At 66.2% G+C, this 20,924-nt stretch carries 23 protein-coding genes; 7 read left to right on the forward strand and 16 right to left on the reverse strand.

Going from position 1 to position 20,924, the window contains the following annotated elements:
- Positions 1-3: 3 nt before the first annotated feature.
- The 6 genes from Q0C42_RS09390 to Q0C42_RS09415 form a co-directional block, all read right to left on the reverse strand.
- Entirely contained in the window at positions 4-192 is a 189-nt protein-coding gene (locus Q0C42_RS09390) for a hypothetical protein (protein ID WP_295074580.1), read from the reverse strand.
- Positions 189-1,184, reverse strand: coding sequence for a nitronate monooxygenase (locus Q0C42_RS09395; RefSeq protein WP_295074581.1), 996 nt, complete (start codon positions 1,182-1,184; stop codon positions 189-191). The genes Q0C42_RS09390 and Q0C42_RS09395 overlap by 4 nt, the downstream gene beginning before the upstream one ends.
- Positions 1,181-2,122, reverse strand: a complete 942-nt coding sequence (locus Q0C42_RS09400) for a carbohydrate ABC transporter permease (RefSeq protein ID WP_295074582.1) — start codon at positions 2,120-2,122, stop codon at positions 1,181-1,183. Before Q0C42_RS09400 ends, Q0C42_RS09395 begins: the two co-directional genes overlap by 4 nt.
- A gap of 163 nt (positions 2,123-2,285) precedes the next feature.
- The gene (locus Q0C42_RS09405; protein WP_295075317.1) at positions 2,286-3,233 is read right to left on the reverse strand and encodes a carbohydrate ABC transporter permease; all 948 of its coding nucleotides are present in this window, start codon (positions 3,231-3,233) and stop codon (positions 2,286-2,288) included.
- 111 nt (positions 3,234-3,344) lie between these two features.
- Positions 3,345-4,667 (reverse strand): extracellular solute-binding protein, encoded by a 1,323-nt coding sequence (locus tag Q0C42_RS09410; RefSeq protein ID WP_295074583.1) that lies wholly within the window; start codon positions 4,665-4,667, stop codon positions 3,345-3,347.
- Between the two features lie 179 nt (positions 4,668-4,846).
- Positions 4,847-5,890, reverse strand: a complete 1,044-nt coding sequence (locus Q0C42_RS09415) for a LacI family DNA-binding transcriptional regulator (RefSeq protein ID WP_295074584.1) — start codon at positions 5,888-5,890, stop codon at positions 4,847-4,849.
- 140 nt (positions 5,891-6,030) lie between these two features.
- Between Q0C42_RS09415 and Q0C42_RS09420 the strand changes: the two genes are divergently transcribed.
- The 3 genes from Q0C42_RS09420 to Q0C42_RS09430 all read left to right on the forward strand — a co-directional run bounded on the left by Q0C42_RS09420 (position 6,031) and on the right by Q0C42_RS09430 (position 8,598).
- On the forward strand, positions 6,031-6,672 hold the full coding sequence (locus tag Q0C42_RS09420; RefSeq protein ID WP_295074585.1) for a GDSL-type esterase/lipase family protein: 642 nt from the start codon (positions 6,031-6,033) through the stop codon (positions 6,670-6,672).
- A gap of 61 nt (positions 6,673-6,733) precedes the next feature.
- On the forward strand, positions 6,734-7,864 hold the full coding sequence (locus tag Q0C42_RS09425) for an SRPBCC family protein (RefSeq protein WP_295074586.1): 1,131 nt from the start codon (positions 6,734-6,736) through the stop codon (positions 7,862-7,864).
- Between the two features lie 38 nt (positions 7,865-7,902).
- Positions 7,903-8,598: a CbiX/SirB N-terminal domain-containing protein gene (locus tag Q0C42_RS09430; RefSeq protein ID WP_295074587.1), complete on the forward strand. Its 696-nt coding sequence runs from the start codon at positions 7,903-7,905 to the stop codon at positions 8,596-8,598.
- Positions 8,599-8,653: 55 nt separating this feature from the next.
- On the opposite strand, the gene Q0C42_RS09435 is transcribed toward Q0C42_RS09430, so the two are convergent.
- From Q0C42_RS09435 to Q0C42_RS09445, 3 genes are all read right to left on the reverse strand, one after another.
- Entirely contained in the window at positions 8,654-10,042 is a 1,389-nt protein-coding gene (locus Q0C42_RS09435) for a glutamine synthetase family protein (RefSeq protein ID WP_295074588.1), read from the reverse strand.
- A gap of 3 nt (positions 10,043-10,045) precedes the next feature.
- Positions 10,046-11,416, reverse strand: coding sequence for an aspartate aminotransferase family protein (locus tag Q0C42_RS09440; RefSeq protein ID WP_295074589.1), 1,371 nt, complete (start codon positions 11,414-11,416; stop codon positions 10,046-10,048).
- Between the two features lie 134 nt (positions 11,417-11,550).
- On the reverse strand, positions 11,551-12,714 hold the full coding sequence (locus Q0C42_RS09445) for an alpha-hydroxy acid oxidase (protein ID WP_295074590.1): 1,164 nt from the start codon (positions 12,712-12,714) through the stop codon (positions 11,551-11,553).
- Between the two features lie 126 nt (positions 12,715-12,840).
- Between Q0C42_RS09445 and Q0C42_RS09450 the strand changes: the two genes are divergently transcribed.
- Both Q0C42_RS09450 and Q0C42_RS09455 read left to right on the forward strand, forming a co-directional pair.
- Positions 12,841-13,983 (forward strand): twin-arginine translocation pathway signal protein, encoded by a 1,143-nt coding sequence (locus tag Q0C42_RS09450; RefSeq protein ID WP_295074591.1) that lies wholly within the window; start codon positions 12,841-12,843, stop codon positions 13,981-13,983.
- Entirely contained in the window at positions 13,976-14,425 is a 450-nt protein-coding gene (locus Q0C42_RS09455; protein WP_295074592.1) for a MarR family transcriptional regulator, read from the forward strand. Before Q0C42_RS09450 ends, Q0C42_RS09455 begins: the two co-directional genes overlap by 8 nt.
- Here the strand turns inward: Q0C42_RS09455 and Q0C42_RS09460 are convergent.
- Positions 14,422-14,844, reverse strand: a complete 423-nt coding sequence (locus Q0C42_RS09460; RefSeq protein ID WP_295074593.1) for a MarR family winged helix-turn-helix transcriptional regulator — start codon at positions 14,842-14,844, stop codon at positions 14,422-14,424. The two genes, Q0C42_RS09455 and Q0C42_RS09460, sit on opposite strands and share 4 nt — an antisense overlap.
- A 121-nt stretch (positions 14,845-14,965) precedes the next feature.
- On the opposite strand from Q0C42_RS09460, the gene Q0C42_RS09465 reads away from it, so the two are divergent.
- On the forward strand, positions 14,966-15,277 hold the full coding sequence (locus Q0C42_RS09465; RefSeq protein WP_295074594.1) for a hypothetical protein: 312 nt from the start codon (positions 14,966-14,968) through the stop codon (positions 15,275-15,277).
- Positions 15,278-15,310: 33 nt separating this feature from the next.
- Here the strand turns inward: Q0C42_RS09465 and trpA are convergent, their stop codons facing one another.
- Both trpA and Q0C42_RS09475 read right to left on the reverse strand, forming a co-directional pair.
- Entirely contained in the window at positions 15,311-16,102 is a 792-nt protein-coding gene (trpA, locus tag Q0C42_RS09470; RefSeq protein ID WP_295074595.1) for a tryptophan synthase subunit alpha, read from the reverse strand.
- 94 nt (positions 16,103-16,196) lie between these two features.
- Positions 16,197-16,598, reverse strand: a complete 402-nt coding sequence (locus Q0C42_RS09475) for a c-type cytochrome (protein WP_295074596.1) — start codon at positions 16,596-16,598, stop codon at positions 16,197-16,199.
- A gap of 215 nt (positions 16,599-16,813) precedes the next feature.
- On the opposite strand from Q0C42_RS09475, the gene ychF reads away from it, so the two are divergent.
- Complete coding sequence (ychF, locus tag Q0C42_RS09480; protein WP_295074597.1) at positions 16,814-17,911, forward strand: redox-regulated ATPase YchF; 1,098 nt, start codon at positions 16,814-16,816, stop codon at positions 17,909-17,911.
- 306 nt (positions 17,912-18,217) lie between these two features.
- Here ychF and Q0C42_RS09485 read toward each other — a convergent pair whose 3' ends face one another.
- From Q0C42_RS09485 to Q0C42_RS09500, 4 genes are read right to left on the reverse strand one after another with little or no spacing between them, the layout of a single operon-like run.
- A complete protein-coding gene (locus tag Q0C42_RS09485) occupies positions 18,218-18,835 on the reverse strand; it encodes an amino acid synthesis family protein (RefSeq protein WP_295074598.1) in 618 nt (205 codons plus the stop codon).
- Between the two features lie 15 nt (positions 18,836-18,850).
- Positions 18,851-19,756, reverse strand: coding sequence for a flavin reductase family protein (locus Q0C42_RS09490; RefSeq protein ID WP_295074599.1), 906 nt, complete (start codon positions 19,754-19,756; stop codon positions 18,851-18,853).
- Entirely contained in the window at positions 19,753-20,538 is a 786-nt protein-coding gene (locus tag Q0C42_RS09495; protein ID WP_295074600.1) for an alpha/beta fold hydrolase, read from the reverse strand. Before Q0C42_RS09495 ends, Q0C42_RS09490 begins: the two co-directional genes overlap by 4 nt.
- Positions 20,535-20,921, reverse strand: a complete 387-nt coding sequence (locus tag Q0C42_RS09500) for a RidA family protein (RefSeq protein ID WP_295074601.1) — start codon at positions 20,919-20,921, stop codon at positions 20,535-20,537. Before Q0C42_RS09500 ends, Q0C42_RS09495 begins: the two co-directional genes overlap by 4 nt.
- Between the last annotated feature and the right edge of the window lie 3 nt (positions 20,922-20,924).

The raw sequence follows: 20,924 nt of genomic DNA on the forward strand, positions 1-20,924 counted from the left end.
GGCTTACTCCGGGAAATGCGAGACGATGATGAACATCACCGTGCCGGTCAGGGTCACAAGGAAGGACCAGGTGTAGGCCCAGAGGAAGAAGGGTTGCATCAGCATCACCACGCCCAAGGCGATCAGGATGGTCGCCAGCATCTCCCACGGGCCACGGCGGAGGCGGAGGAGGCCGGAAAGGAAGGTGGTCATGGGATCCTCATGCTCGCTTCTGCCTCTGACCAGAGTCGGGAGACGATCTGGGCGGCAGGTTCTACCTGGGTGATCGCACCGACGCCGGTCCCTGCGTACAGCACGGCAGAGAGGAGCGCGCCCTCGGCACCGCGGTTGGGGGGCGTGTCAGAATAGCGGGCGATTGCCTCGGTCCCGTGGCGGTAGAGGATTTCGCCTTCGCCGGGGCGCGTGCCGGCGAGGGGACACCCGGCAGCCTCCCATGCGGCGAGGGTGTCGTTGCGCAGGGCACGGTGCGCGGCATTCCAGCCGCCGTCGAAGCAGAGCGTGTAAGCGGCGTCCCCATCGGTCGCAGCTATGATGGCCTGCTTGTAGACGTCATGGGCGCCGGATTCGGTGGAGGCGACGAACCGGGTGCCCATCATAACGCCCGCCGCGCCCTGCGTTATGGCATGAGCTATGGAGGAGCCGGTCGCGATGCCGCCTGCGGCGATGACGGGAAGGTCACCGGCTTCGTTCAAGACCTGGGGCAGGAGGGAAGCGAGCGGTGTGCTTGACTGGACATGGCCCCCGGCCTCGATGCCTTGTGCGATCAGGAAATCCACCCCAGCGTCGCGGGCCGCGCGGGCACCCAGCGGGTGGCCGACCTGAACGCCTACTTTGACCCCTGCGGAGCGGGCCCGGGCAATTCGGGCGGGATCGACGCCCCAGCTGAACGTTACGAGGGGCACTCCGGCGTCGAGTGCGGCATCAAACGCTTCGCACGGGAAATGCAGGACAAAGTTGGCGAAGAAGGGGTTGCCGTCTGCCTTGGCTTTGGTGGCGGCGATGGCTTGCGTTGCGGCGTCCGGGGTCGACCATGACAGGGCAAGGCCGCCAAGGCCACCGGCGCGCGCCACTGCGGATGCCAGCGGTGTGATCGCGCAAGAGCCTATGGGGGCCTGCACTATGGGAAGCCGCTGCCCGGTGAGCGACAGGAAGCGCCGGACCTGGGGTGAGTCGATGAGCATCATTTTCGCACCGCTCCGAAGGTGATCCCGCGCAGAAGGTGTTTGCGCAGAAGGATGGTGAAGATCATCACGGGGAGAAGGAAGAGGGTCGCCCCGGCGGCCACGGCGGGCCAGTCCTGGCCGCCGACGCCGATGATCGTGGGGATGAAGGGCGGGGCGGTCTGGGCGTTGCCGCTCGTGAGCAGGACGGCGAAGGCGTATTCGTTCCAGGCGAAGATCAGGCAGAAGATCGCGGTGGAGGCGATGCCGGTGGCGGCTTGCGGCAGGACGACTTTGCGGAAGGCCTGGAAGCGGGTGTAGCCGTCGATCAGGGCGGCCTCTTCGTATTCGCGGGGGATCTCGTCGATGAAGCCTTTCAGGAGCCAGACCGCGAGGGAGATGTTCACCCCGGTGTAGAGGAGGATCATCCCGAGATGCGTGTCCGAAAGGCCAAGCTCGCGGTACATGAGGTAGATCGGGATCGCGACAGCGATGGGGGGCATCATCCGGGTCGAGAGGATGAAGAAGAGGAGGTCGTCCTTGAGCGGGACCTTGAAGCGGCTGAACGCATAGGCGGCCAGCGTGCCTAGGATGATCGAAAGCGCGGTCGAGCCGAAGCCGATGATGACCGAGTTCAGGAAGCGTTCGCCAAAGCGGGAGGGGCCGGTGATGATGGTGCCCTGGCGGCGGGCGATTTCCTCCATGATCCCGTCGGGGGGCGGGAGGGTTTCAAGCTCGGACACGGCAGGGCGGGTGCGGGTGGTGAAAAGGTTCACGTAGCCTTCGACCGTGGGGTCGAAGAACACCTTTGGCGGATAGGAGATCGAGTCGGGGCCGGTCTTGAAGCTGGTGGAGATGATCCACACCAGCGGCAGGAGGGTGATGATCGTGTAAAGCGTGACCAGAATGCCCGCGCCCCATTTCGAGGCCTTGGAAGGTTCGGTGACGGAATAGGCGCTCATCGGTGCGCTCCTTCTTGGGCTTGGTGCCCCCCCACCCCAGCCCTCCCCCACGCGGGGGGAGGGAGGATCCTGGCAGCGCCTGTTGCGCCCAAGGGCCGGGCCGGGGCGGCTCCCCTCCCCCCGGTGGGGAGGGGTTGGAGGTGGGGGGCTGACATATGGGGCATCACCGCTCCTTCACCTTGTTGAGGGCCTTCACGTAGATCGAGGCGAGGCCGAAGACGGTGACGAAGAGGATGATGGCGTAGGCACTGGAGTAGCCGGTGCGCCATTTCTCGAAGGCTTCGCGCTTGAGGTCGATCGACGTGAGGAGGGTTTCGTCGCCGGGGCCGCCGCCGGTCAGGAGGTTGACCATGTCGAACATCTTGAAGTTCTCGATGCCGCGGAAGAGGACGGCCAGCATCAGGAAGGGCAGGACCATCGGCACGGTGATCGTCCAGAACTGCCGCCATTTGGACGCGCGGTCGACCTCGGCGGCCTCGTAGATGTAGTCGGGGATCGACCTGAGGCCCGCCAGGCAGATCAGCATCACGAAGGGCGTCCACATCCAGGTGTCGACGATGATGATCGACCAGGGGGCGAGGCCGCCGGGGCCGAGCATCGAGAAGCTGGCGGCGGGGATGCCGGTGAAGAATTCGACGATGTAGTTCACCATCCCGATCTGCGGCTGGTAGAGGAAGGTCCAGAAGTTGCCGACCACGGCGGGCGACAGCATCATCGGCACGACGATGAGGGTCGTCAGCAGGTCGTTGCCCTTGAACTTGCGGTTGATGAGCCAGGCCAGGGTGAAGCCGATCACGACCTGGAAGAACAGCGTCCAGATCAGGAAATGCGCCGTGGTGGTCATGTTCGACCAGATATCCTCGTCGGTGAGGATGCGTTCGTAATTGCGCAGGCCGACCCATTTGACTTCGGCATTGGGCTTGTTGGCGGCGTAGTTGGTGAAGGACAGGCGGATGGTCCAGATCAGCGGAAAGATGTTGATCGCGAGGAGAAGGAAGATCGTGGGGGCCACGAAGATCCAGGCGATGGCGCGGTCCGACAGGCCCCGGACCTTGCGCGCAAGGGTCGGCGGGGTGGCCTGGGCCGCGAGGTCGATGGGGTTTGCCATGATCTGATTCCGTCGGGAAATGCGCGCCAAGCCTACCCCCTTGCAGCCGCAATGAGGGAAGTTCCTGGAGGTTGCCCCCCTCCCGTTGCGGGGAGAGGGGCGGGACGTGGGGTCTTAGAGCTTGCCTTCGTCCATGAAGACTTCGGTCCAGTCTTCGATCAGGCCGTCCAGCGCCTCTTTCGCGGTGCCGTTGCCGGCGACGACGTAGTCATGGATGCGGGACTGCGATGCCTGGAGGAGCGAGGCGTAGGAGGGCTCGGCCCAGAAGTCCTTCACGATGGCCATCGAGTCCAGGAAGGTTTGCGCATAGGGCTGGCTGGTGGCGAAGGACGGGTCTTCCACCACGGCGCGCAGGCAGGAGAAGCCACCCATCGTCCACCATTTCTGCTGCACGTCCTGTTGGGCGAACCATTTGATGTAGGCCAGCGCCCCGTCCATGTTGTCGGTATTGGCGACGACCGAGATGCCCTGACCGCCAAGCTGGGCGAAACGCTCGCCGTTGGGGCCGGCGGGGTTCACCAGATAGCCGGTCTTGCCGCCGCCGACGTTGGGGTCGACCTCGAAGCCGGGCCAGGTGAAGGCGAAGTTCATCTGCATCGCGACCTGGCCGGATTTGTAGGCGTCGATGCCTTCGCCCATGTAGGTGTTCGAGGTGCCGGGGGCGACGCAGCAATCGTAGAGCGACTTGTAGAACTCCAGCCCCGCGACGGCGCCTTCGGAGTTCACGAAGCCTTCCATGTCATAGGGCTTGTCGGGGTTGTCGTATTTGAAGCCGAAGGAATACAGGACGTCCATCGCGCCCATCGTGATGCCTTCCGACCCACGCTCGGTGTAGATCGAGGCGCCGTAGATCGTCTTGCCGTCGATCTCGCGACCCTGGAAGAATTCGGCGACTTCCTTGAGTTCGGCGAAGGTGGCGGGGGGCGTCAGGTCGCGGCCGGTCTTTTCCTTGAAGGCGGCCATGATGTCCGGACGCTCGAACCAGTCCTTGCGATAGGTCCAGCCGACGACGTCACCGAAGGCGGGCAGCGACCAGTAGTTCGGGGTGTTCTTCGGCCATTCGGAATAGCCGGTCACGGTGGCGGGGACGAAGGCGTCCATCGAGATGCCTTCCTTGTCGAAGAATTCGTTCAGCTTGAGGTACCAGCCGTTTTCGGCCGCGCCCCCGATCCACTGGCTGTCGCCGATCATCAGGTCGCAAAGCTGTCCGCCCGAATTCAGTTCGTTCAGCATGCGGTCGGCGAAGTTGGGCCACGGCACGAATTCGAAGTTCATCTTGGTGCCAGACTGGGCCTCGAAGTCCTTGCTGAGTTCGACGAGCGCGTTCGCCGGGTCCCAGGCGGCCCAGCAGAGGGTCAGTTCGTTGGCTTGCGCATTGGCCTGGGATGCCCAGGCGAGGGCAATAGCCGCCGATGCGGCCAGAGAAGTCCGTGTCATGCATTCCTCCCGGTGGTTGAGTTTGGACCCGTGCGGATGCCGGGCCTTCTTCGGATTGCAGGGACCATAGTCACCGGTGTGCGGGCCTGTAAAGGAAATTTGAGGAACGTACCTCAGAAAATCTCCGCGGCATTGTTCAAAGCGATTTGACCGGTGGATCAGGCGACGGCGCTGGTGGGCTAGATTGCCGAATCGGCCGCGGCGGGAAGGTTCTCGCGCAGGACGATTTCGATTCGGATCTGCTCTTGGCCCTCGTCCAGCGGCAGGTTGTCGGCCTTGGCGCGCAGGACGCGCAGGGTGGAGCGGGCGAGGTGGCCGAGGTTCTGGGTGATGACGGCGGTGATTTCGCCGGAAGAGAGGGCTTGCCGGGAATGCGGGGTCAGCTCGTGGCAGATGACGGTCAGTTTTCCAGAAAGACCAAGTTCGCCAATTACTTGAGTCAAGGCCCGGTGGCCGTCCCCCATCGCGTAGATGCCGCGGATTCCGGGGGTGTTGGCCAAGCGCTCGGCCACGGCGAGCCGTAGAAGCCGGCTGGAACCATGGGTCTCCAGCGAGGGGAGGGGCTCGACCGCAGGAAAGTCGCGCAAGAGCACTTCGTCGAACCCTCGGCGGCGTTCGATCATGTCGCGGGCGAGAAGCGAAGAGCCAAGGACCAGGACCTGCCCGGTCGTCCCGAGAAACCGGCCCATCAGCACCCCGGCGGTCCGACCGGCTGCACGGTTGTCGACGCCGATGAAGTGGTCGCGTCCGGTCGTGGGCAGGTCCGAGACAAGCGCCACCACGGGAACGCCCTTGGTCCGCAAGGAGCGCACCGCGTCGCGCAGGACCGGGGTTTCCGGCGCCATCAGCGCCACGCCGGCATAGCCACGCCCCGGCATGCCGGCCAGGAGTGCTGCCAGCGCGTGTGGGTCTTCGGCAGGAAAGCGGTGCAGGACAAGCTCTACCCGGCTGGTGGCTGCGGCCTGGCCCGCCTCTTGCAGGGCTGCCGCAAGTGATTGAATGAATTGGCTTTCCGTGTCGGGCAATATCGCGGCCATCCGGTAGGTCCGGCTGCGTGCGAGGTTCGCTGCGGTCAGGTCACGGACGTAGCCCAGCCGTGCAATGGCGTCGTTGACCGCGGTGACGGTCTTTTCCCGCACCCCTGGACGGGCGTTCAGAACCCGGTCGACGGTGGCCAGACTGACGCCTGCCTCCCGCGCGATGTCGTTCACAGTGGGCCGCAACAACGCTCTCCAGTTCTTTCGGCGACTATCCGACGGCCCCTGAGGTACGTCAATCACGAAACCGGCGGCGCGGGTGCCGATTCCGCTTCAACTCGGGCCTCTCTCCGGTGCATCCTGTGGCCCGATGGGGGAGGATACCAATGCGCACTTTGCTTCTTTTCGGCGACAGCAATACTCACGGCACGATGCCTTTGCCAGACCTTGGCTTCGGCGGTCGTTTCGACCGGGACGAGCGCTGGGCCGGTCGGCTGGCAAAGCTTTTGCCCGATTGGGACGTGATCGCCGAGGGTCATCCGGGCCGCACCACGGTGCATGACGACCCGGTGGAAGGCGCACACCGGAATGGGTTGACCGTGCTGCCCGCGCTTCTGGAGAGCCACAAGGCGGTGGATGTGGTCCTGATCATGCTGGGGACCAATGACCTGAAAGAGCGGTTTTCGGTGAACGCCTGCGACGTCGCCCTTTCGCTGGAGCGGCTGGTGCGGGTGATCCTCGCCTCGGGCGCGGGGCCGGGGAATGGGGCGCCGGGGGTGCTGCTGGTCGCGCCGCCGCCGATCCTGGAGGTCGGCTGTCTGGCGGGCATGTTCGCCGGTGGGGCGGCGAAATCGGCAGCCCTGGCGGCAGAAATCGAGGCCGCGGCCAAGCGCGTCGGCGTGCCGTTCCTGGATGCGGGCAAGGTTGTGCAGGTGTCTTTGGTGGACGGGATCCACTACGATGCCGCGGCGAACCCGGCGCTGGCCGAGGCTTTTGCGGCAGCGATCAGGGCGCATTTCCCCGCATGATGGCGGTTTTCGGCTGGATCGGCGCGGGTTCGGGGCGCAACATCACGGCAGGAGGTGCCCTATGACCCAGCACGACCCCTCGCTTGCCATTGCCGAACTGCGCGCCAATGTCTCGGTGCCCTTCGAACGGGCGCGGGCGATGCCGAAGTCGGTCTACACCTCGCCGGATTTCGCCAAGGCCGAGGAGGAGCACATCTTCGCGCAGGAGTGGCTGTGCGCGGGGCGGGCGGATGCCTTGCCGAACCCCGGCGATTATCTGACGATGACGATATCCGGTGAGCCGGTGATCATCCTGCGCGACCGCGAAGGCGTCTTGCGCGGGATGTCCAACGTCTGCCGCCACCGGATGAGCACTTTGCTGGAAGGCCGGGGGAATGTGCGGTCGATCGTCTGCCCGTACCACGCCTGGACTTACAACCTGGATGGCTCGCTTAGGGGCGCCCCGGCGATGGCGCGCAATGATGCGTTCTGCAAGGAGGACGTGAAGCTGCCGTCGGTCCGGGTCGAGGATTGGCAGGGCTGGATCATGGTGACGCTTTCGCCGGACGCGCCGCCGGTGGCGGAGCGGTTGGCGGGGGTGGACCGGCTGGTCGGGCATCTGCCGATGGCGGGCTACCGCGAGGTCTTCCGCGAGGAGTTCCGCTGGGACACCAACTGGAAGGTGCTCGCCGAGAATTTCATGGAAAGCTACCACCTGCCGGTCTGCCATGCGGGGACCATCGGCGGGGCCTCGGACCTGAACAAGATGGAATGTCCCGAGGGGGAAGCGGCGTTCAACTACCACTGGATCGTGAAGAACGACCTGGTGCCGCTGGCCCTTGCGCATCCGTCGAACACGGTCTTGCAGGGCGATGACCGGCGGATCACCTGGCTGCTGGCGATCTACCCCGCGCTTCTGATCACCCTGACGCCGGGATATTTCTGGTACCTGTCGCTGACGCCGGATGGGCCTGGCTCGGTCCGCGTGCTGTTTGGCGGCGGGATGAGTGCGGAATGGATGGCGGACCCTGGAGCGGAGGCGCATCTCGCATCGGTCAAGGCGCTTCTGGACGACGTGAATGTCGAGGACAAGGGCTGCGTCGAGAAGGTGTGGCAGGGGCTGTGCGCGGGGATGTCGTCGCCGGGACCGCTGAGCCATCTGGAGCGGCCGAACTACGATTTTGCCCGCTATATCGCCAGCCGGATGCCATAGGGGTTGACCCTGCCGCCCGGCGCGTCACCTATCCGCGCATGACTCAACATGCCCTGATCGTGGCCCACGGCCAGCCCTCCGACCCTCGCCCTGCCGGGGCCGCGCTGGAGGCTTTGGCGGCGCAGGTTCAGGCGCTGATGCCCGGCTGGTCGGTCGGTGCGGCGACGCTGGCCGAGGAGGGCGCGATTGCGCGGGCGGTCGGGGGACGACCGGGGGGCGTGGTCTTCCCGATGTTCATGACGGGGGGCTGGTTCACCCGCGTGCAGATCCCGAAGAAGCTGGTGGAGGCGGGTGCAGCGGGCTGGGTGGTGCTGGAGCCATTCGGCTGCGACCCGCTGGTGCACGACCTGTGTGTGACGCTGGTGCGCGAGGCGGGGGCGGGCGAGGTGATCCTTGCGGCGCACGGGTCGTTCAAGTCCTCGGTTCCGTCGGACATTGCGCGGCACGTGGCGGGGCGGATTGCGGCGGAGACGCGGGCCGAGGTTGCGGCAGGCTTCATCGACCAGGAGCCGCAATTGGCCTCGCTGACCGGGCGGGCGGGGGTCTGCCTGCCGTTCTTCGCGGCCGAGGGTGGGCATGTGAGCGACGACATCCCGGCGGCGTTGGCGCAGGCGGGGTTCGCGGGGCGCATCCTGCCGCCGGTGGGGCTGGATGGCCGCGTGCCGGGGATCATCGCGGCTGCGATTGCGCGGGGCGTGCCGGTCTGTGCCGAGGCCTGCCGATGGGCGCGGTGAGCCGGATCCTTTGAAGGATCCGGTCCGATTTCTTTGAAGAAATTGGCGCCCGGTGTCAGACCGTGTGCAGGTAGAGGTCGAAGTCGACTTCGCTGACCGTCCGCATCACGCGCCCGTATTCGGCAGCCATGATCGCGGTGAAGGTGCGGTGCATGTCTTCCCCCAGCGCGTCCTTCAGGAAATCTGACCGCTTGGCCGCGTCGATGGCGGATTTCCAGTCGGTCGGGATCGCGGCGCTGCCTTCGTCCTCATAGCCGTTGCCGGTGGTTTCCGGGCCGGGGTCGATCTTTTCGTGCATGCCCTTGCGGACACCGGCCAGCACCGTGGCCGCGACCAGATAGGGGTTCGCGTCCACGCCCGCGGGGCGGTGTTCGATCCGGCGGGCCTTGATGTCACCGGCCGGGATGCGCAGCGCGACGGAGCGGTTGTTGACGCCCCAGGTCGGGCTGACGGGCGCGTAGGACTGGCTGGCGAAGCGGCGCCAGGAGTTGGCATGGGGGGCGAAGACCAGCATCGACTCGGCCATCGTCTGCTTCAACCCGCCAAGGGCATGGAGGATGGTGGGGTTCCACTGGCCCTCGTTTTTCTCGATGAAGACGTTGTGGCCCGTGTCGTCCAAGAGCGAGACGTGGAAGTGCATGCCCGAACCGGCGTAGTTCTCGTTCGGCTTGGCCATGAAGCAGGCGACGACGCCATGCGCGCGGGCCTGTGCGCGGACGATGCGCTTGAGGCGCATCAGGTCGTCGGCGGCCTGCATCACGTTTTCCCGGTAGTGCAGGGTGAGTTCGTACTGGCCGGGCGCGTATTCGGAAATCAGGGTTTCGGCCTTGATGCCGGCCTTTGCCGCGCCGGCGTAGATGTCGCTGAAAAGGGGCAGCATCCCGTGCAGGTGGTCCACCGAATAGACCTCGGTCTTGCGGGACGAGCGGCGGTCAAGGACGTCGCGGGCGGGCTGCATCTTGCCGTCCGGGCCGCGTTCGGGGTCGAGGAGGAAGAATTCGAGTTCGAAGGCTCCCGCCGGGTGTAGGCCTTCGGCGGCCAGCGCGTCCACCTGCCGCTGCAGCGCGTGGCGGGGGTCGCTGGTCATTGCCAAGCCGTCGAGCATGTACATCGACATGAACACCTCGCCGCGCGGGGGGGTGGTGTTGTGCAGGGGCTTCAGCGTGCCGGGGATCGGCCAGGCGCGCAGGTCGCCGTCGCCCTGGTCCCAGATCAGGCCGGTTTCGTGCACATCCTCGCCACAGATGTCGAGGCCGAGGATGGAGATAGGGAGGTGGCGGCCATTGTTGTAAAAAGACAAAAGCTCATGCCGCCGGATGATCTTTCCCCGGCCGATGCCGTTGGCGTCATGCAGGATAATGTCAAATGCTTCGATGTCCGGATGCGCGGCGAGGAAGGCTTCCGCCTCGGCTGCGGTGGAACCGGAGGGGCTGGTCTGGGGCATGGGTCAGGCCTTGAAGAGTTCGGTGAGGATGGCGTCGAAGCTGGCGATCAGTCGGTCGACCTGGGCCTTCTTCGTCGCGGGGCTGATCAGCATCATGTTGTGGAACGGCGCAATAAGCGTGCCGCGGTTGATGAGCCCGGTGTGGATCGCGGCCTCGACCCGAGGCTGGTGGGCATGGCCCGCTTGCGTGCCGTTCTTCAGCGGGCCGGGGGCGCAGATGAATTCCACTCGCGCGCCGACGCGGACGACGTGCCAGGGGGCACGGTGGGTGTCGATGCTGCGGGCCAGGCCGTGGGAGAGGCGTTCGGCCAGCTTCTCCATATGGGCGTAGTTGTCCGGGGTCATCACCTGCGACAGGGTGGCGACGAGGCAGGCGAATTGCATCGGGTTGGCGGAGAGGGTCGTGCCCATGCCGGTGCGGCCGGGCTCGCGTCTGGCATCCGCGTCCGCGTACCGCTTCGCGGTGTCGTCGGTCAGGCCCCAGACGGCGGTGGGCATCCCGCCCGCCACGCATTTGCCGACGACGAAGATGTCGGGGCGGAGGGAATGTACCCGCGTGTAGCCGCCAAGGCCGGAGGAGATGGTGTGCGTCTCGTCGATGATGAGAAGCGCGCCGTATTTCAGGGAAAGCTGGCGGAGGCCGTCGTGGAAGCCCGCGTCGGGCAGGACCATGCAGGAGTTGGTCATCACCGGCTCGGTCAGGATCGCGGCGACGTCGCCTTGGGCAAGCGCCGCTTCGACGCTGGCGAGGTCGTTGAACTCCGCGCAGACGGCGGTTTGGGTGAGGTCGTTCACCTGGCCGAGAAGGCCGGGGGAGTTGACCGTCTTGCCGTTCTCCAGGGAGACGAAGGTGTCGTCCACCGTGCCGTGGTAGCAGCCGTTGAAGACGAGGACCTTGGGCTTGCCGGTGATCGCGCGGGCAACGCGGAGGGCGAAGCGGTTGGCGTCGGTCGCGGTGGTGGCGATTTGCCAGCGGAAGGGGCCGAAGCGGTCGGTCAGAAGGCGCCCGGCCTCCAGCGCGGCTTCGGTCGGCAGCATGTAGGTCAGGCCGCGGCGGGCTTGGTGGCGGATGGCTTTCGCCACGGGCGGCGGGGAGTGGCCGAACATCGACCCGGTGTCGCCAAGGCAGAAGTCGTCAAGCTTGATGCCGTCGATATCCTCGATCCGGGCGCCTTGGGCTTTGGCCACCAGCGGCAGGTGCGGCATGGGCCAGTCGGCCATCCAGTGCATCGGCACGCCGCCAAGGAAGTTACCCGCGCCCTTTTCCAGATATTTCAAGGATTTGGGGCGGGCCTTGGCGTAGGTCTCGGCTTCGCGGCGGGCGAAGGCGGCAAGGCGGTCGATCGAAATACCGGCGATGGTTTCATGAGACATGGCAGGCCCCGGGAACTGTCGCTGCGTTTATGCCGGAATTTGATCAAATAGCAAGCGGGGGCGCGTCGTTCGTCTTCGACTTCTCCTCGCCTGGCGTTCAGCGAGGAGCGACGAAGTCGACGACGAGCCGGGGGTCAGGCCCAGCGACCCTCGAAATCTTCGGGCACCAGAAGGTTGTGGCGGCCCATGTTCCGGACATCCCGCTCACCGCAGAGCGCCATCGTGATGTCCATTTCCTTCCGGATGACCTCCAGCGCCTTGGTCACGCCCGCCTCACCCATGGCCCCCAGGCCGTGGATATAGGCGCGGCCGATCATCGTGCCCTTGGCCCCCAGGGACAGCGCCTTCAACACGTCCTGGCCGGAACGGATGCCGCCATCCATCCAGACTTCGGTCCGGTCGCCGATGGCGCGGACGATGGAGGGGAGCATGCGGATCGAGGACAGCGCGCCGTCCAGCTGCCGTCCGCCGTGGTTCGACACGATCACCGCGTCGGCCCCGACATCGGCGGCCATTTTCGCGTCTTCGGCGTCGAGCACGCCCTTCAGGATGAAGGTGCCCTTCCACTTGTCGCGAAGGCGGGCGACCTTGCCCCAGTCAAGCTTGGGGTCGAACTGTTCGTTCGCCCAGGCGGCCAGGTTCGACAGGTCCTTCACGCCCTTCACATGGCCCACGACGTTGCGAAAGCTGCGACGCGGGGTCTTCAGCATCCCCAGCGACCAGCGCGGTTTCATCGCCATGTTGATCAGGTTCGGAATCGTGATTCGGGGCGGAGAGGTCAGGCCGTTCTTCAGGTCCTTGTGGCGCTGGCCCAGCAACTGGAGATCCAACGTCACGACCAGCGCCGAGCACTTCGCGGCCCGCGCGCGCTCAATGATGGCATCGACGAAATCCTCGTCGCGCATCACGTAGATCTGGAACCAGAAGGGGTCGGGGCTGTGCGCCGCCACGTCCTCGATCGAACAGATCGACATGGTGGACAACGTATAGGGCACCCCGGCCTTGGCAGCGGCGCGGGCGGCGTGGATCTCGCCATCGGGGTGCTGCATCCCGGTCGAGCCGACCGGGGCAAGTGCCACGGGCATCGAGACTTTCTGGCCGGCCATCGTGCTTTCCAGGGTCCGCCCTGTCAGATCGCGGGCGACGCGCTGGCGAAAGCGGATCTGCGCGAAGTCCGAGGTGTTCTCTCGGAAGGTCTGTTCGGTGTAGCTGCCGCTTTCGCAGTAGTCCCAGAACATCTGCGGCGTGCGCTTCTGGTGCAGGCGCTTCAGGTCCTCGATGCAGGTGATGACGGGCATTTGGGTCCCCCAGATTGGTCATCTTTGGTTACCAATCCACAGGCGTGGGTGCAATCAAAATGCGGACTTGCATTTGGTGCGATATCGTATCAGATAGTCCGAAATCGTATCAGATGGAGATCGAACATGACATTGTCCCGCCGCAAGACGCTTGCCCTGCTTGGAGGTGGCGTCATCCTTGCCGCCACCGGCGCGTTGGGGTCCATTGCCACTCGGAAGCCCCGCACGGCGCTGCTGCCCTGGGGGCAGGCGGGGCAGGGTGAGGACGCGCGGCATCGCGCTTTGTCCTGGGCGCTGCTGGCGCCGAACCCGCACAATCGCCAGCCCTGGCTGGTCGACTTGCGCGAAGCGGGGGTGGTCACGCTTTACGTCGATACCGCGAAGCTGCTGCCCCACACGGACCCCTTCAACCGGCAAATTACCATCGGCCTCGGCTGCTTTCTGGAGCTGATGCGGATGGCGGCCAGCCATGACGGCCAGCGGGTGGAGATCACGCCCTTCCCGCAAGGGTACGACGACCGCGCTCTGGACGCCCGTCCCGTGGCCCGTGCGGTATTCACGCCCGATCCCTCGGTCTCGCCCGACCCGCTTTTCGTCCATGCCTTGGACCGCCGGTCGAACAAGGAACCCTACGACACTGCCCGCCCCTTGCCTGATGGCACGCTGGAGAAGCTGGCCGTTGGCACCACCGCCCGCTTCGGCGGGACCCTGGATCCCAAGGAGGTCGCGGATTGGCGCGCCTTCACGCGAGAGGCGCTGCGGATCGAGATCGAGACGCCGCGCACCTACAAGGAGTCGGTCGACCTGTTCCGGATCGGCCGCGCCGAGGTGGATGCGAACCCCGACGGGATCGACTTCACCGGGCCCCTGTTTGAAGTGCTGGGGGCAACCGGGCTCATGACGCGGGACTCTGTGCTGGACACCTCCTCGCAGGCTTATCAGGCGGGGTTGGATGCGGTCTATGCCAATACCGATACGGCGATGGGCCATGTCTGGCTGGTGACGCCCGGCAACGCGCGCATCGACCAGATCGCCACGGGCGCGGATTGGCTGCGTGTGAACCTGGCGGCGACGGCGGCGGGGGTGGCGTTCCAGCCGCTGAGCCAGGCCTTGCAGGAGTATCCCGAGATGGCGGCGCTTCATGCGGACCTGCACGCGAGGCTTGCACCGACCGGCGGGACGGTCCAGATGTTGGCGCGTATCGGCTATGGTCCGACAGTGGAGCCCAGCCCGCGCTGGCCTTTGGAAGCAAAGATCCTGGATGCCTGAAACCCCGGAAGACACCTTCAACGCGTTTTTCCTGGAGGTTGGAATCCTGGCCCAACTGAGCCGCGCCCTGTTCGAGGCGCGGCTGCCCCCCGGCTTTACCCTGCCGCAGTTCACGGTGCTGAACCACCTGGTCCGGGTGAGGGATGGCCGCACGCCGCTGGACCTTGCGCGGGCGTTTCAGGTGCCGAAGACCTCGATGACCCACAGTCTTGCCGTGCTGGAGCGGCACGGACTGGTCGAGATGCGGCCGAACGCCAAGGACGGGCGGTCGAAATGCGTGTTCATCACCGAAACCGGGCGGGCGTTTCGGCAAAAGGCGCTGGAGGCGATCACGCCCGACATGGCCGCCCTTGCCGCCCGCTTCCCCGCCGCCCGGCTGGCCGAAGCCCTGCCGGTTCTGACCGACCTGCGGCAGATCATGGACGCGATGCGCGACGTCTAGCTGTCGATCACCTGACGCAGAAGTGCATCAAGCTGATCGAAGGCCGCACTGCCCAGCTTTTCCCGCCACCGCGTCTCGATTTCAGCCTTGATCCGGTCGGCATCGCGCATCGCCGCCTCGCCCTGCGGCGTCAGACGGACCCAGCGGGCGCGGGCGTCGGTGGGGTCGGGTCCGCGCATCAGGATGCCGTCGGCCACCAGTTCGTCGACGAATTGCTGCACCGCCTGCTTGGTCAGCCGTGCGCGGTCCACCAGATCGCCCTGCCGCAGGCCCTTGGGTCCGATGTGCACCATCAGGTTGCCCCGCGCCTGCCCGAACCAGGCATGACCTGCCGCCACCATCGCCTCGGTGAAGTCCTTGCGCCAGACCTGCGATGCCCGCCAGAGGGTCCAGCCGATGTGGTCGGGCAGTTCGGACATTGCGGCTCCGGTAGTCAAGCTACTTGACAAGTTCGGTGGGGCTGGGCATTAGTCAAGCTACTAGACCAATTGCGGTCGGTTGCCAAGCGCTGGGCAATCCCGGCGGAAAAAGGATTTCGCGATGAGAGTTCTTGAGACAGACGTGTTGGAGGTTCTGCTGCCGGGTTTCACCCATCACATCGACATCGGCCAGGACACCGATGCGAAGATGAGCTTCGGCGCGGGCGGGTTGGCCCAGATGGTGCTGCCGGGCAAGCCGCCGATGAACGGTGAGTGGACGCCGCGTCCGGACGGCTATCAGGTCGCTTGGACGAACGGGCCTGTCGGCGCCTGGAAGATCGGGCACGAGGCCGGGCGGCTGACCTACATCGACCCCACGGGCCGCGAGGTCGGCACGGTCACCCGGATCGAACCGATCCAGCCCTGGAATTGAAGCATCGAGCGGGGCCGCGCAGGGCCCCGCCCCTCAGGCCGAATGTGCGCCGTCGGCCAGCGCCTTGACCTTGGCCAGCACATCGGCCACCGGAACGCCCGCGCCGATGTCCTTGACGATGGCGGACCCCACGACGCAGCCATCCGCCACACTGGCAATGTTGCGCGCCTGTTCGGGCGTGTTGATGCCGAATCCGACGATGATCGGCAGATCGGTCGAGCGCTTGATGCGCGCAACTTCGGGCGCCACATCGGTGGCCACGGCTGCGGCCGCTCCGGTGATCCCGGTGACCGAGACGTAGTAGACGAAGCCCGACGTGTTCTGCAGCACTTTCGGCAGGCGCTTGGCGTCGGTGGTCGGAGTCGCGAGGCGGATGAAGTTGAGGCCCGCCTTCTGCGCCGGGATGCAGAGCTCGTCATCCTCCTCGGGCGGCAGGTCGACGACGATCAGGCCGTCGATCCCGGCCTCGGTCGCGTCGGTCAGGAAGCGGTCGACGCCGCGGGAATAGATCGGGTTGTAGTAGCCCATCAGGACGATGGGGGTCTTGCTGTCGCCCTTGCGGAAGGCGCGGACCAAGTTCAGGACCTTGTCCATCGTCATGCCGCCTTCCAGCGCGCGCTGGCCGGCCGCCTGGATCGTCGGGCCGTCAGCCATCGGGTCAGTGAAGGGCATCCCCAGTTCGATCACATCGACACCGGCAGCGGGCAGGCCCTGCATCACGGCAAGGCTCGTCGCCTCGTCGGGATCGCCGCCCATGATATAGGCGACGAAGGCCTTCTTCCCCTCGGCCTTCAGCCGCGCGAAGGTGTCGTCGATCCGTGTCATGGCTGTCCCCCCTGAAGCAGTGACCCCGGATGTGCCACGGGCACACCCGGGAAATCAATGGGGGTTGGGCCCTAGAGCGGGCCGTTGTTCCGGCTCACTCCTGGATCGACTGCAGATACATCGCCAGCGACAGGATCCGGCCCCGAACCTCGACCACCGAGCTGTAGTCGCTGCCGCCGGTCACCGAGCTTGCGGAGTAGAGGCTGCCGAAGACCGGCATCGGCCCGCCGTGTGCCCGAACCCCCGTGCGCCCGTCGATGATCTGGATAACGTCGAGCATCGGGAACACGCCGTCGTTTGCCGCCGCCAAGCCGGTCAGGGCCGGGGTTTCAATGTTGAGCAGCTGGCTCAGCTCTCCGCCACTTTTGCCGCTGGCGCCGTGGCAGCCGGAACAGGATTCCTGATAAAGCCGCGCGCCGACGTCCGTCTCGTCGGCCAGAGCGGGCGACAGGGCGGACAAAGCGATGGCGAGCGCGGGCAGTGCTTGCTTGAACATGTCTTTTCTCCTGCGGTTTTGGTCAGCGCGAGGTATTCGCGGCGAACAGTCCAAGGTTTGGCGATGCGGGAGAATGGCCGCCATGACGCAGGTCATTTGGTGATATGAAGATATGAAAACATTTCCGGAGGACTTTGGCGCTGGGGCAAGTCGGTGCAGCTTGATCCCGGCCCGCCCTGCCCGTAGAAGGCCTCGGATCGCCAATGGAGGGTCGCATGGGTTTCAGGATGGGCATTGTCGGACTGCCGAACGTGGGCAAGTCCACCCTCTTCAACGCGCTGACCCGCACGGCGGCGGCGCAGGCGGCGAACTTTCCGTTCTGCACCATCGAGCCGAACGTGGGAGAGGTCTCGGTTCCCGACCCGCGGCTGGACAAACTGGCCGCCATCGCCGGGTCGAAGCAGATCATCCCGACGCGGATGACCTTCGTCGACATCGCGGGGCTGGTCCGGGGTGCCTCGAAGGGGGAGGGGCTGGGCAATCAGTTCCTGGCCAACATCCGCGAATGCGATGCCATCGCCCATGTGCTGCGCTGTTTTGAAGACGGGGACATCACCCATGTCGAGGGCCGGATCGACCCGGTGGCCGATGCCGAGACGATCGAGACCGAACTGATGCTGGCGGACCTTGAATCGGTCGAGCGCCGGCTGACCGCGCTGGGCAAGAAGCTGCGGGGCGGGGATCAGGACACGCTGGACCAGGACCGTCTCTTGCGCGCGGCTCTGGCGGCGCTGGAGGCCGGGAAACCCGCACGCACGCTGAAAATCGCCGAGGACGACCGCAAGCAGTGGCGGATGTTGCAGCTTCTGACCGCGAAGCCGGTGCTGTATGTCTGCAACGTCGAGGAGGCCTTGGCGGCTTCGGGGAATTCGCAGTCAGCCCGGGTGGCGGAGATGGCGGCGGCGCAGGGCGCGGCGTCGGTGGTGATCTCGGCCCGGATCGAGGAGGAGCTGGCGCAGCTTCCCGAGGACGAGGCGGCGATGTTCCTGGAGGAGATGGGGCTGCACGAAGCCGGGCTGGATCGCCTTATCAAGGCGGGCTACGCGCTGCTGGGATTGCAGACCTACTTCACCGTGGGGCCGAAGGAAGCGCGGGCCTGGACGATCACCAAGGGAACGCTCGCGCCGCAGGCGGCGGGGGTGATCCACGGGGACTTCGAGAAGGGGTTCATCCGGGCCGAGACGGTCGCCTACGACGACTACATCGCCGGGAACGGCGAGGCGGGGGCCAAGGAAGCGGGCAAGTTCCGGGTCGAGGGGAAGACCTACGAGGTGAAGGACGGGGACGTGCTGCACTTCCTCTTCAACGGCTGAGCGCCACGCGTGGGCGAGTTTTCGGGGCCAGCGATTTCAAGGGGTTGGCTGCGGGCATTAGGGGTTTGTTAGGGGGTTGGGGAGTCGGGTGAACTCCGGCCTACGCGGTTGCCGGGTGACCGAGCCTGGCTAACCTTGTCTTAACCGCCGGCTGGCAAGGTGGGGACAAGAGAGTCGGGGCAAGCCCCGACCTACAATCCGAAGTCGGGGCCGGTAGGCGTGTGGGACGCTCGTCGATGACTTCGTCACTCCTCGCCGGCGGGATCAACCGACGAGGAGACGAGGTCGAACGAGGAGGCCCGTGGTTCAGACCCCCGCCGGGTTGTCCACTTCGCCGCCCATCTCTTTCAGGTCCTGATAGCGGTCGCCGATGCGGTGGTGGGGGCGGCCTCCGAGGGAGGCACCCAAAGCGATGACCAGTTCGTCGTGGCCGGGGGCGTCGGGGATACTGAACTGGACGGTCAGATAGTGCGAGCGGCGGCCGGCGTCGTGTTTGTCCATCAGGGGGATCTGGATCTGCGTGTTGGCCGGGCCGCGGGTGTTGGTGAAACCGAGGTAGGTCTTGGCGCCCACCGCCTCACGGTAGAAGTTGCCGAACCGCAGGGTGTGGATCAGGGCGGAGCAGTGTTCCAGCTCGCAGGCCGTGCCGCAGAGGGCGGCCTTGCCGTAGCCCTCGATCTTGTCGCCGCCGCCGGCAAGGCGGATCAGGCGGTCGGTGAGGAGTTGGCCCAAGGCGGGGCCCATGCGGCCGATTTCGGGTCCCAGGTCCTGCACGAAGCCGCGGCCGTACCAGGGGTTCGTCACCACGGCGGCGACGGCGATCATGCGCAGGGGCGGGGTGCAGGCGTGGCCGCCGTCGGAGACGGTATCCTCGTCATAGGTGACAAGCTTGCGGAGTTCGGGGAGGGTTTGCGTGAGGGACATGGGTGGGTTCCTTTCTCAGGCGCCGATCTGGCGGGTTTGGCCCGTGGATTCGGTGCCGTGGTAGATGGAGAAGCTGCCGTTCCGGAAATCGTCGGCATAGCGTGCCAGCATCTGCGCCTCGGCCGGATTGGCGACCTGCGCCTGCGCAAGGTCGGCCAGGGGCACGATGCGGAAGCCCGGCGGCAGGGTTCCGGAGACCTGGCCGTGGTAATAGACCGCGTGGCCGCCCGTCGTGCGGTCGTCGAAGGTGGCGTAGACGAAGTCGATTTCCGGGCTGAGGCCGAGGGACGCGAGCTTGGCGGTCAGGCTGTCGAGCGTGGGTTCCGGCGCGAGGGGCAGGCGGAGCTGGCCGCCCTCGTCCCTGAGAAGCACACCGTTGTTGCAGGCCAGCACCGCGCCAAGGCGGCTGCCCTTGGTCGCGGCGGCGGCTTCGGCGAGGTCCTTCTCGATGCCGATGGAGAAGTAGTTGCCACGGAAGTAGCCCAGCGGTTGGCCTTCGGCGGCGGCGAAGTGCTCGACGCGGCCGATCAGGATCAGGTGGTCGCCGGCGTCGACAAGCTGGTGGCGGGCACAGGTGAACTGGGCGAGCGCGCCGTCGACGAGCGGCATGTCGGCCGGGCCGGGGCTCCAGGCGCAGTGGTCGAACTTGTCGGGCGCGCGGGAGGCGAAGAGGCCGGAGACGGCCTTTTGGTCCTGGGCCAGGATGTTGACGGCGAAGTGGGGCGCCTCGGCGAAGACCTCGGCAGAATGGGCGGTCTTGGCGAGGCAGACGAGGAGGAGGGCCGGGTCGAGGGAGACCGAGGTGAAGCTGTTTGCGGTGAAGCCCCGGGGCGTGCCGTCGGGCTGGCGGGTGGTGATGACGGTGACGCCGGTGGCGAAGGCGCCGAAGGCGTTGCGGAGGGCCTTGGGGTCGTGGGTCATCGCAGCACCTCGGTCAGGAAGTCGACCACGGGTCGGTTCACGGCCGGTGGGTCCTCGGCCAGCGCCATGTGACGCAGGCCCTTCAGGATGACAAGCCGCGCGCGGGGGATTTCGGTGGCGATGGCGATGCTCATCTCGGGCGAGTTGCCGTGATCCTCGTCGCCGGTGAGGACGAGGGTGGGCAGGGTGAGGGGCGGGGTGGGGGCGACGATCTCGTCCACGCCATGCGCGAGGATGCGGTAGAGTTTGACGTAGACCTCACGCTGGTTGGCGAGGATCCACTGGCGGGTCAGGTCCATCAGGTCGGGGCGGGAGGCCTGGGCGGCCTCGGTGTACCAGCGTTGCAGGGCAAGCTCGACGGTGGCTTCGGGGCCCTGCTCTTCGGCCTGTGTCACGCGGAAAAGGATGGCGGCTTGCTGCTTTTCGGTCCGCTTGTAGGCGGAGTGGAGGATCACGAGGGCCGTGGTGCGGTCGCGGTGGTCCTGCGCGAAGCGGCGGGCGATCATGCCGCCGAGGGAGAAACCGACGATGGCGGCGTGGTCGATTTCCAGGTGGTCGAGGAGGTGCGCCAGTTGGTCGGCAAGGTCCTTGAGAGTGGGCTGGCCCTCGGGCGGGGCGGTCTGCCCGTGGCCGATCAGGTCGTAGGTCAGGACGCGGAATTTCGACAGGTCGGGCAGGAGCCACTGCCAGACAGCGCGGGTCAGGCCGAGGCCGTGGATCAGGACGACGGTGGGGGCGTCCTCGGGGCCGGTCAGGTCGTAGGTGGTGCCGTTGAAGATCATGGGCGGGGCTTCCAGGCGATGACTTCGACCTCGACGCGGATGTCGACGAGGAAGTCGCTGACAAGGGCGGAGCGGGCGGGCGGGTTCGACGGGAAGTACGCGCCGTAGACCGCATTGAAGCCGGGGAAGTCGGCGCGGTCCTTCAGCCAGACCATCGTCTTCACCACGTCGTCGCGGGTGCAGCCGGCTTCCGCAAGCGTCTCGGTGATCCGGTCGAGGCAGGCGCGGGTCTGGTCCTCGATCGTGCCGGTGGTCAGGACTGCGCCGCCCACCATCGGGACCTGGCCGGTCAGGAAGACGAAGTCGCCCGCGCGGACGGCTTTCGACAGCGAAAGCTGCCGGCCGTTGATGACGAGGGGGCCGCCGATGATTTCCTTGGGCATTGG

It is taken from the genome of Tabrizicola sp., from assembly GCF_022842145.1.
GTDB lineage: Bacteria > Pseudomonadota > Alphaproteobacteria > Rhodobacterales > Rhodobacteraceae > Tabrizicola.

What these genes read in the sequence shown, in the direction of transcription:
- Q0C42_RS09390 (WP_295074580.1), bottom strand. Translation starts at nt 192, where the DNA reads ATGACCACCTTCCTTTCCGGCCTCCTCCGCCTCCGCCGTGGCCCGTGG.
- Q0C42_RS09395 (WP_295074581.1), bottom strand. Translation starts at nt 1,184, where the DNA reads ATGATGCTCATCGACTCACCCCAGGTCCGGCGCTTCCTGTCGCTCACC.
- Q0C42_RS09400 (WP_295074582.1), bottom strand. Translation starts at nt 2,122, where the DNA reads ATGAGCGCCTATTCCGTCACCGAACCTTCCAAGGCCTCGAAATGGGGC.
- Q0C42_RS09410 (WP_295074583.1), bottom strand. Translation starts at nt 4,667, where the DNA reads ATGACACGGACTTCTCTGGCCGCATCGGCGGCTATTGCCCTCGCCTGG.
- Q0C42_RS09420 (WP_295074585.1), top strand. Translation starts at nt 6,031, where the DNA reads ATGCGCACTTTGCTTCTTTTCGGCGACAGCAATACTCACGGCACGATG.
- Q0C42_RS09425 (WP_295074586.1), top strand. Translation starts at nt 6,734, where the DNA reads ATGACCCAGCACGACCCCTCGCTTGCCATTGCCGAACTGCGCGCCAAT.
- Q0C42_RS09430 (WP_295074587.1), top strand. Translation starts at nt 7,903, where the DNA reads ATGACTCAACATGCCCTGATCGTGGCCCACGGCCAGCCCTCCGACCCT.
- Q0C42_RS09435 (WP_295074588.1), bottom strand. Translation starts at nt 10,042, where the DNA reads ATGCCCCAGACCAGCCCCTCCGGTTCCACCGCAGCCGAGGCGGAAGCC.
- Q0C42_RS09440 (WP_295074589.1), bottom strand. Translation starts at nt 11,416, where the DNA reads ATGTCTCATGAAACCATCGCCGGTATTTCGATCGACCGCCTTGCCGCC.
- Q0C42_RS09445 (WP_295074590.1), bottom strand. Translation starts at nt 12,714, where the DNA reads ATGCCCGTCATCACCTGCATCGAGGACCTGAAGCGCCTGCACCAGAAG.
- Q0C42_RS09450 (WP_295074591.1), top strand. Translation starts at nt 12,841, where the DNA reads ATGACATTGTCCCGCCGCAAGACGCTTGCCCTGCTTGGAGGTGGCGTC.
- Q0C42_RS09455 (WP_295074592.1), top strand. Translation starts at nt 13,976, where the DNA reads ATGCCTGAAACCCCGGAAGACACCTTCAACGCGTTTTTCCTGGAGGTT.
- Q0C42_RS09460 (WP_295074593.1), bottom strand. Translation starts at nt 14,844, where the DNA reads ATGTCCGAACTGCCCGACCACATCGGCTGGACCCTCTGGCGGGCATCG.
- Q0C42_RS09465 (WP_295074594.1), top strand. Translation starts at nt 14,966, where the DNA reads ATGAGAGTTCTTGAGACAGACGTGTTGGAGGTTCTGCTGCCGGGTTTC.
- trpA (WP_295074595.1), bottom strand. Translation starts at nt 16,102, where the DNA reads ATGACACGGATCGACGACACCTTCGCGCGGCTGAAGGCCGAGGGGAAG.
- Q0C42_RS09475 (WP_295074596.1), bottom strand. Translation starts at nt 16,598, where the DNA reads ATGTTCAAGCAAGCACTGCCCGCGCTCGCCATCGCTTTGTCCGCCCTG.
- ychF (WP_295074597.1), top strand. Translation starts at nt 16,814, where the DNA reads ATGGGTTTCAGGATGGGCATTGTCGGACTGCCGAACGTGGGCAAGTCC.
- Q0C42_RS09485 (WP_295074598.1), bottom strand. Translation starts at nt 18,835, where the DNA reads ATGTCCCTCACGCAAACCCTCCCCGAACTCCGCAAGCTTGTCACCTAT.
- Q0C42_RS09490 (WP_295074599.1), bottom strand. Translation starts at nt 19,756, where the DNA reads ATGACCCACGACCCCAAGGCCCTCCGCAACGCCTTCGGCGCCTTCGCC.
- Q0C42_RS09495 (WP_295074600.1), bottom strand. Translation starts at nt 20,538, where the DNA reads ATGATCTTCAACGGCACCACCTACGACCTGACCGGCCCCGAGGACGCC.
- Q0C42_RS09500 (WP_295074601.1), bottom strand. Translation starts at nt 20,921, where the DNA reads ATGCCCAAGGAAATCATCGGCGGCCCCCTCGTCATCAACGGCCGGCAG.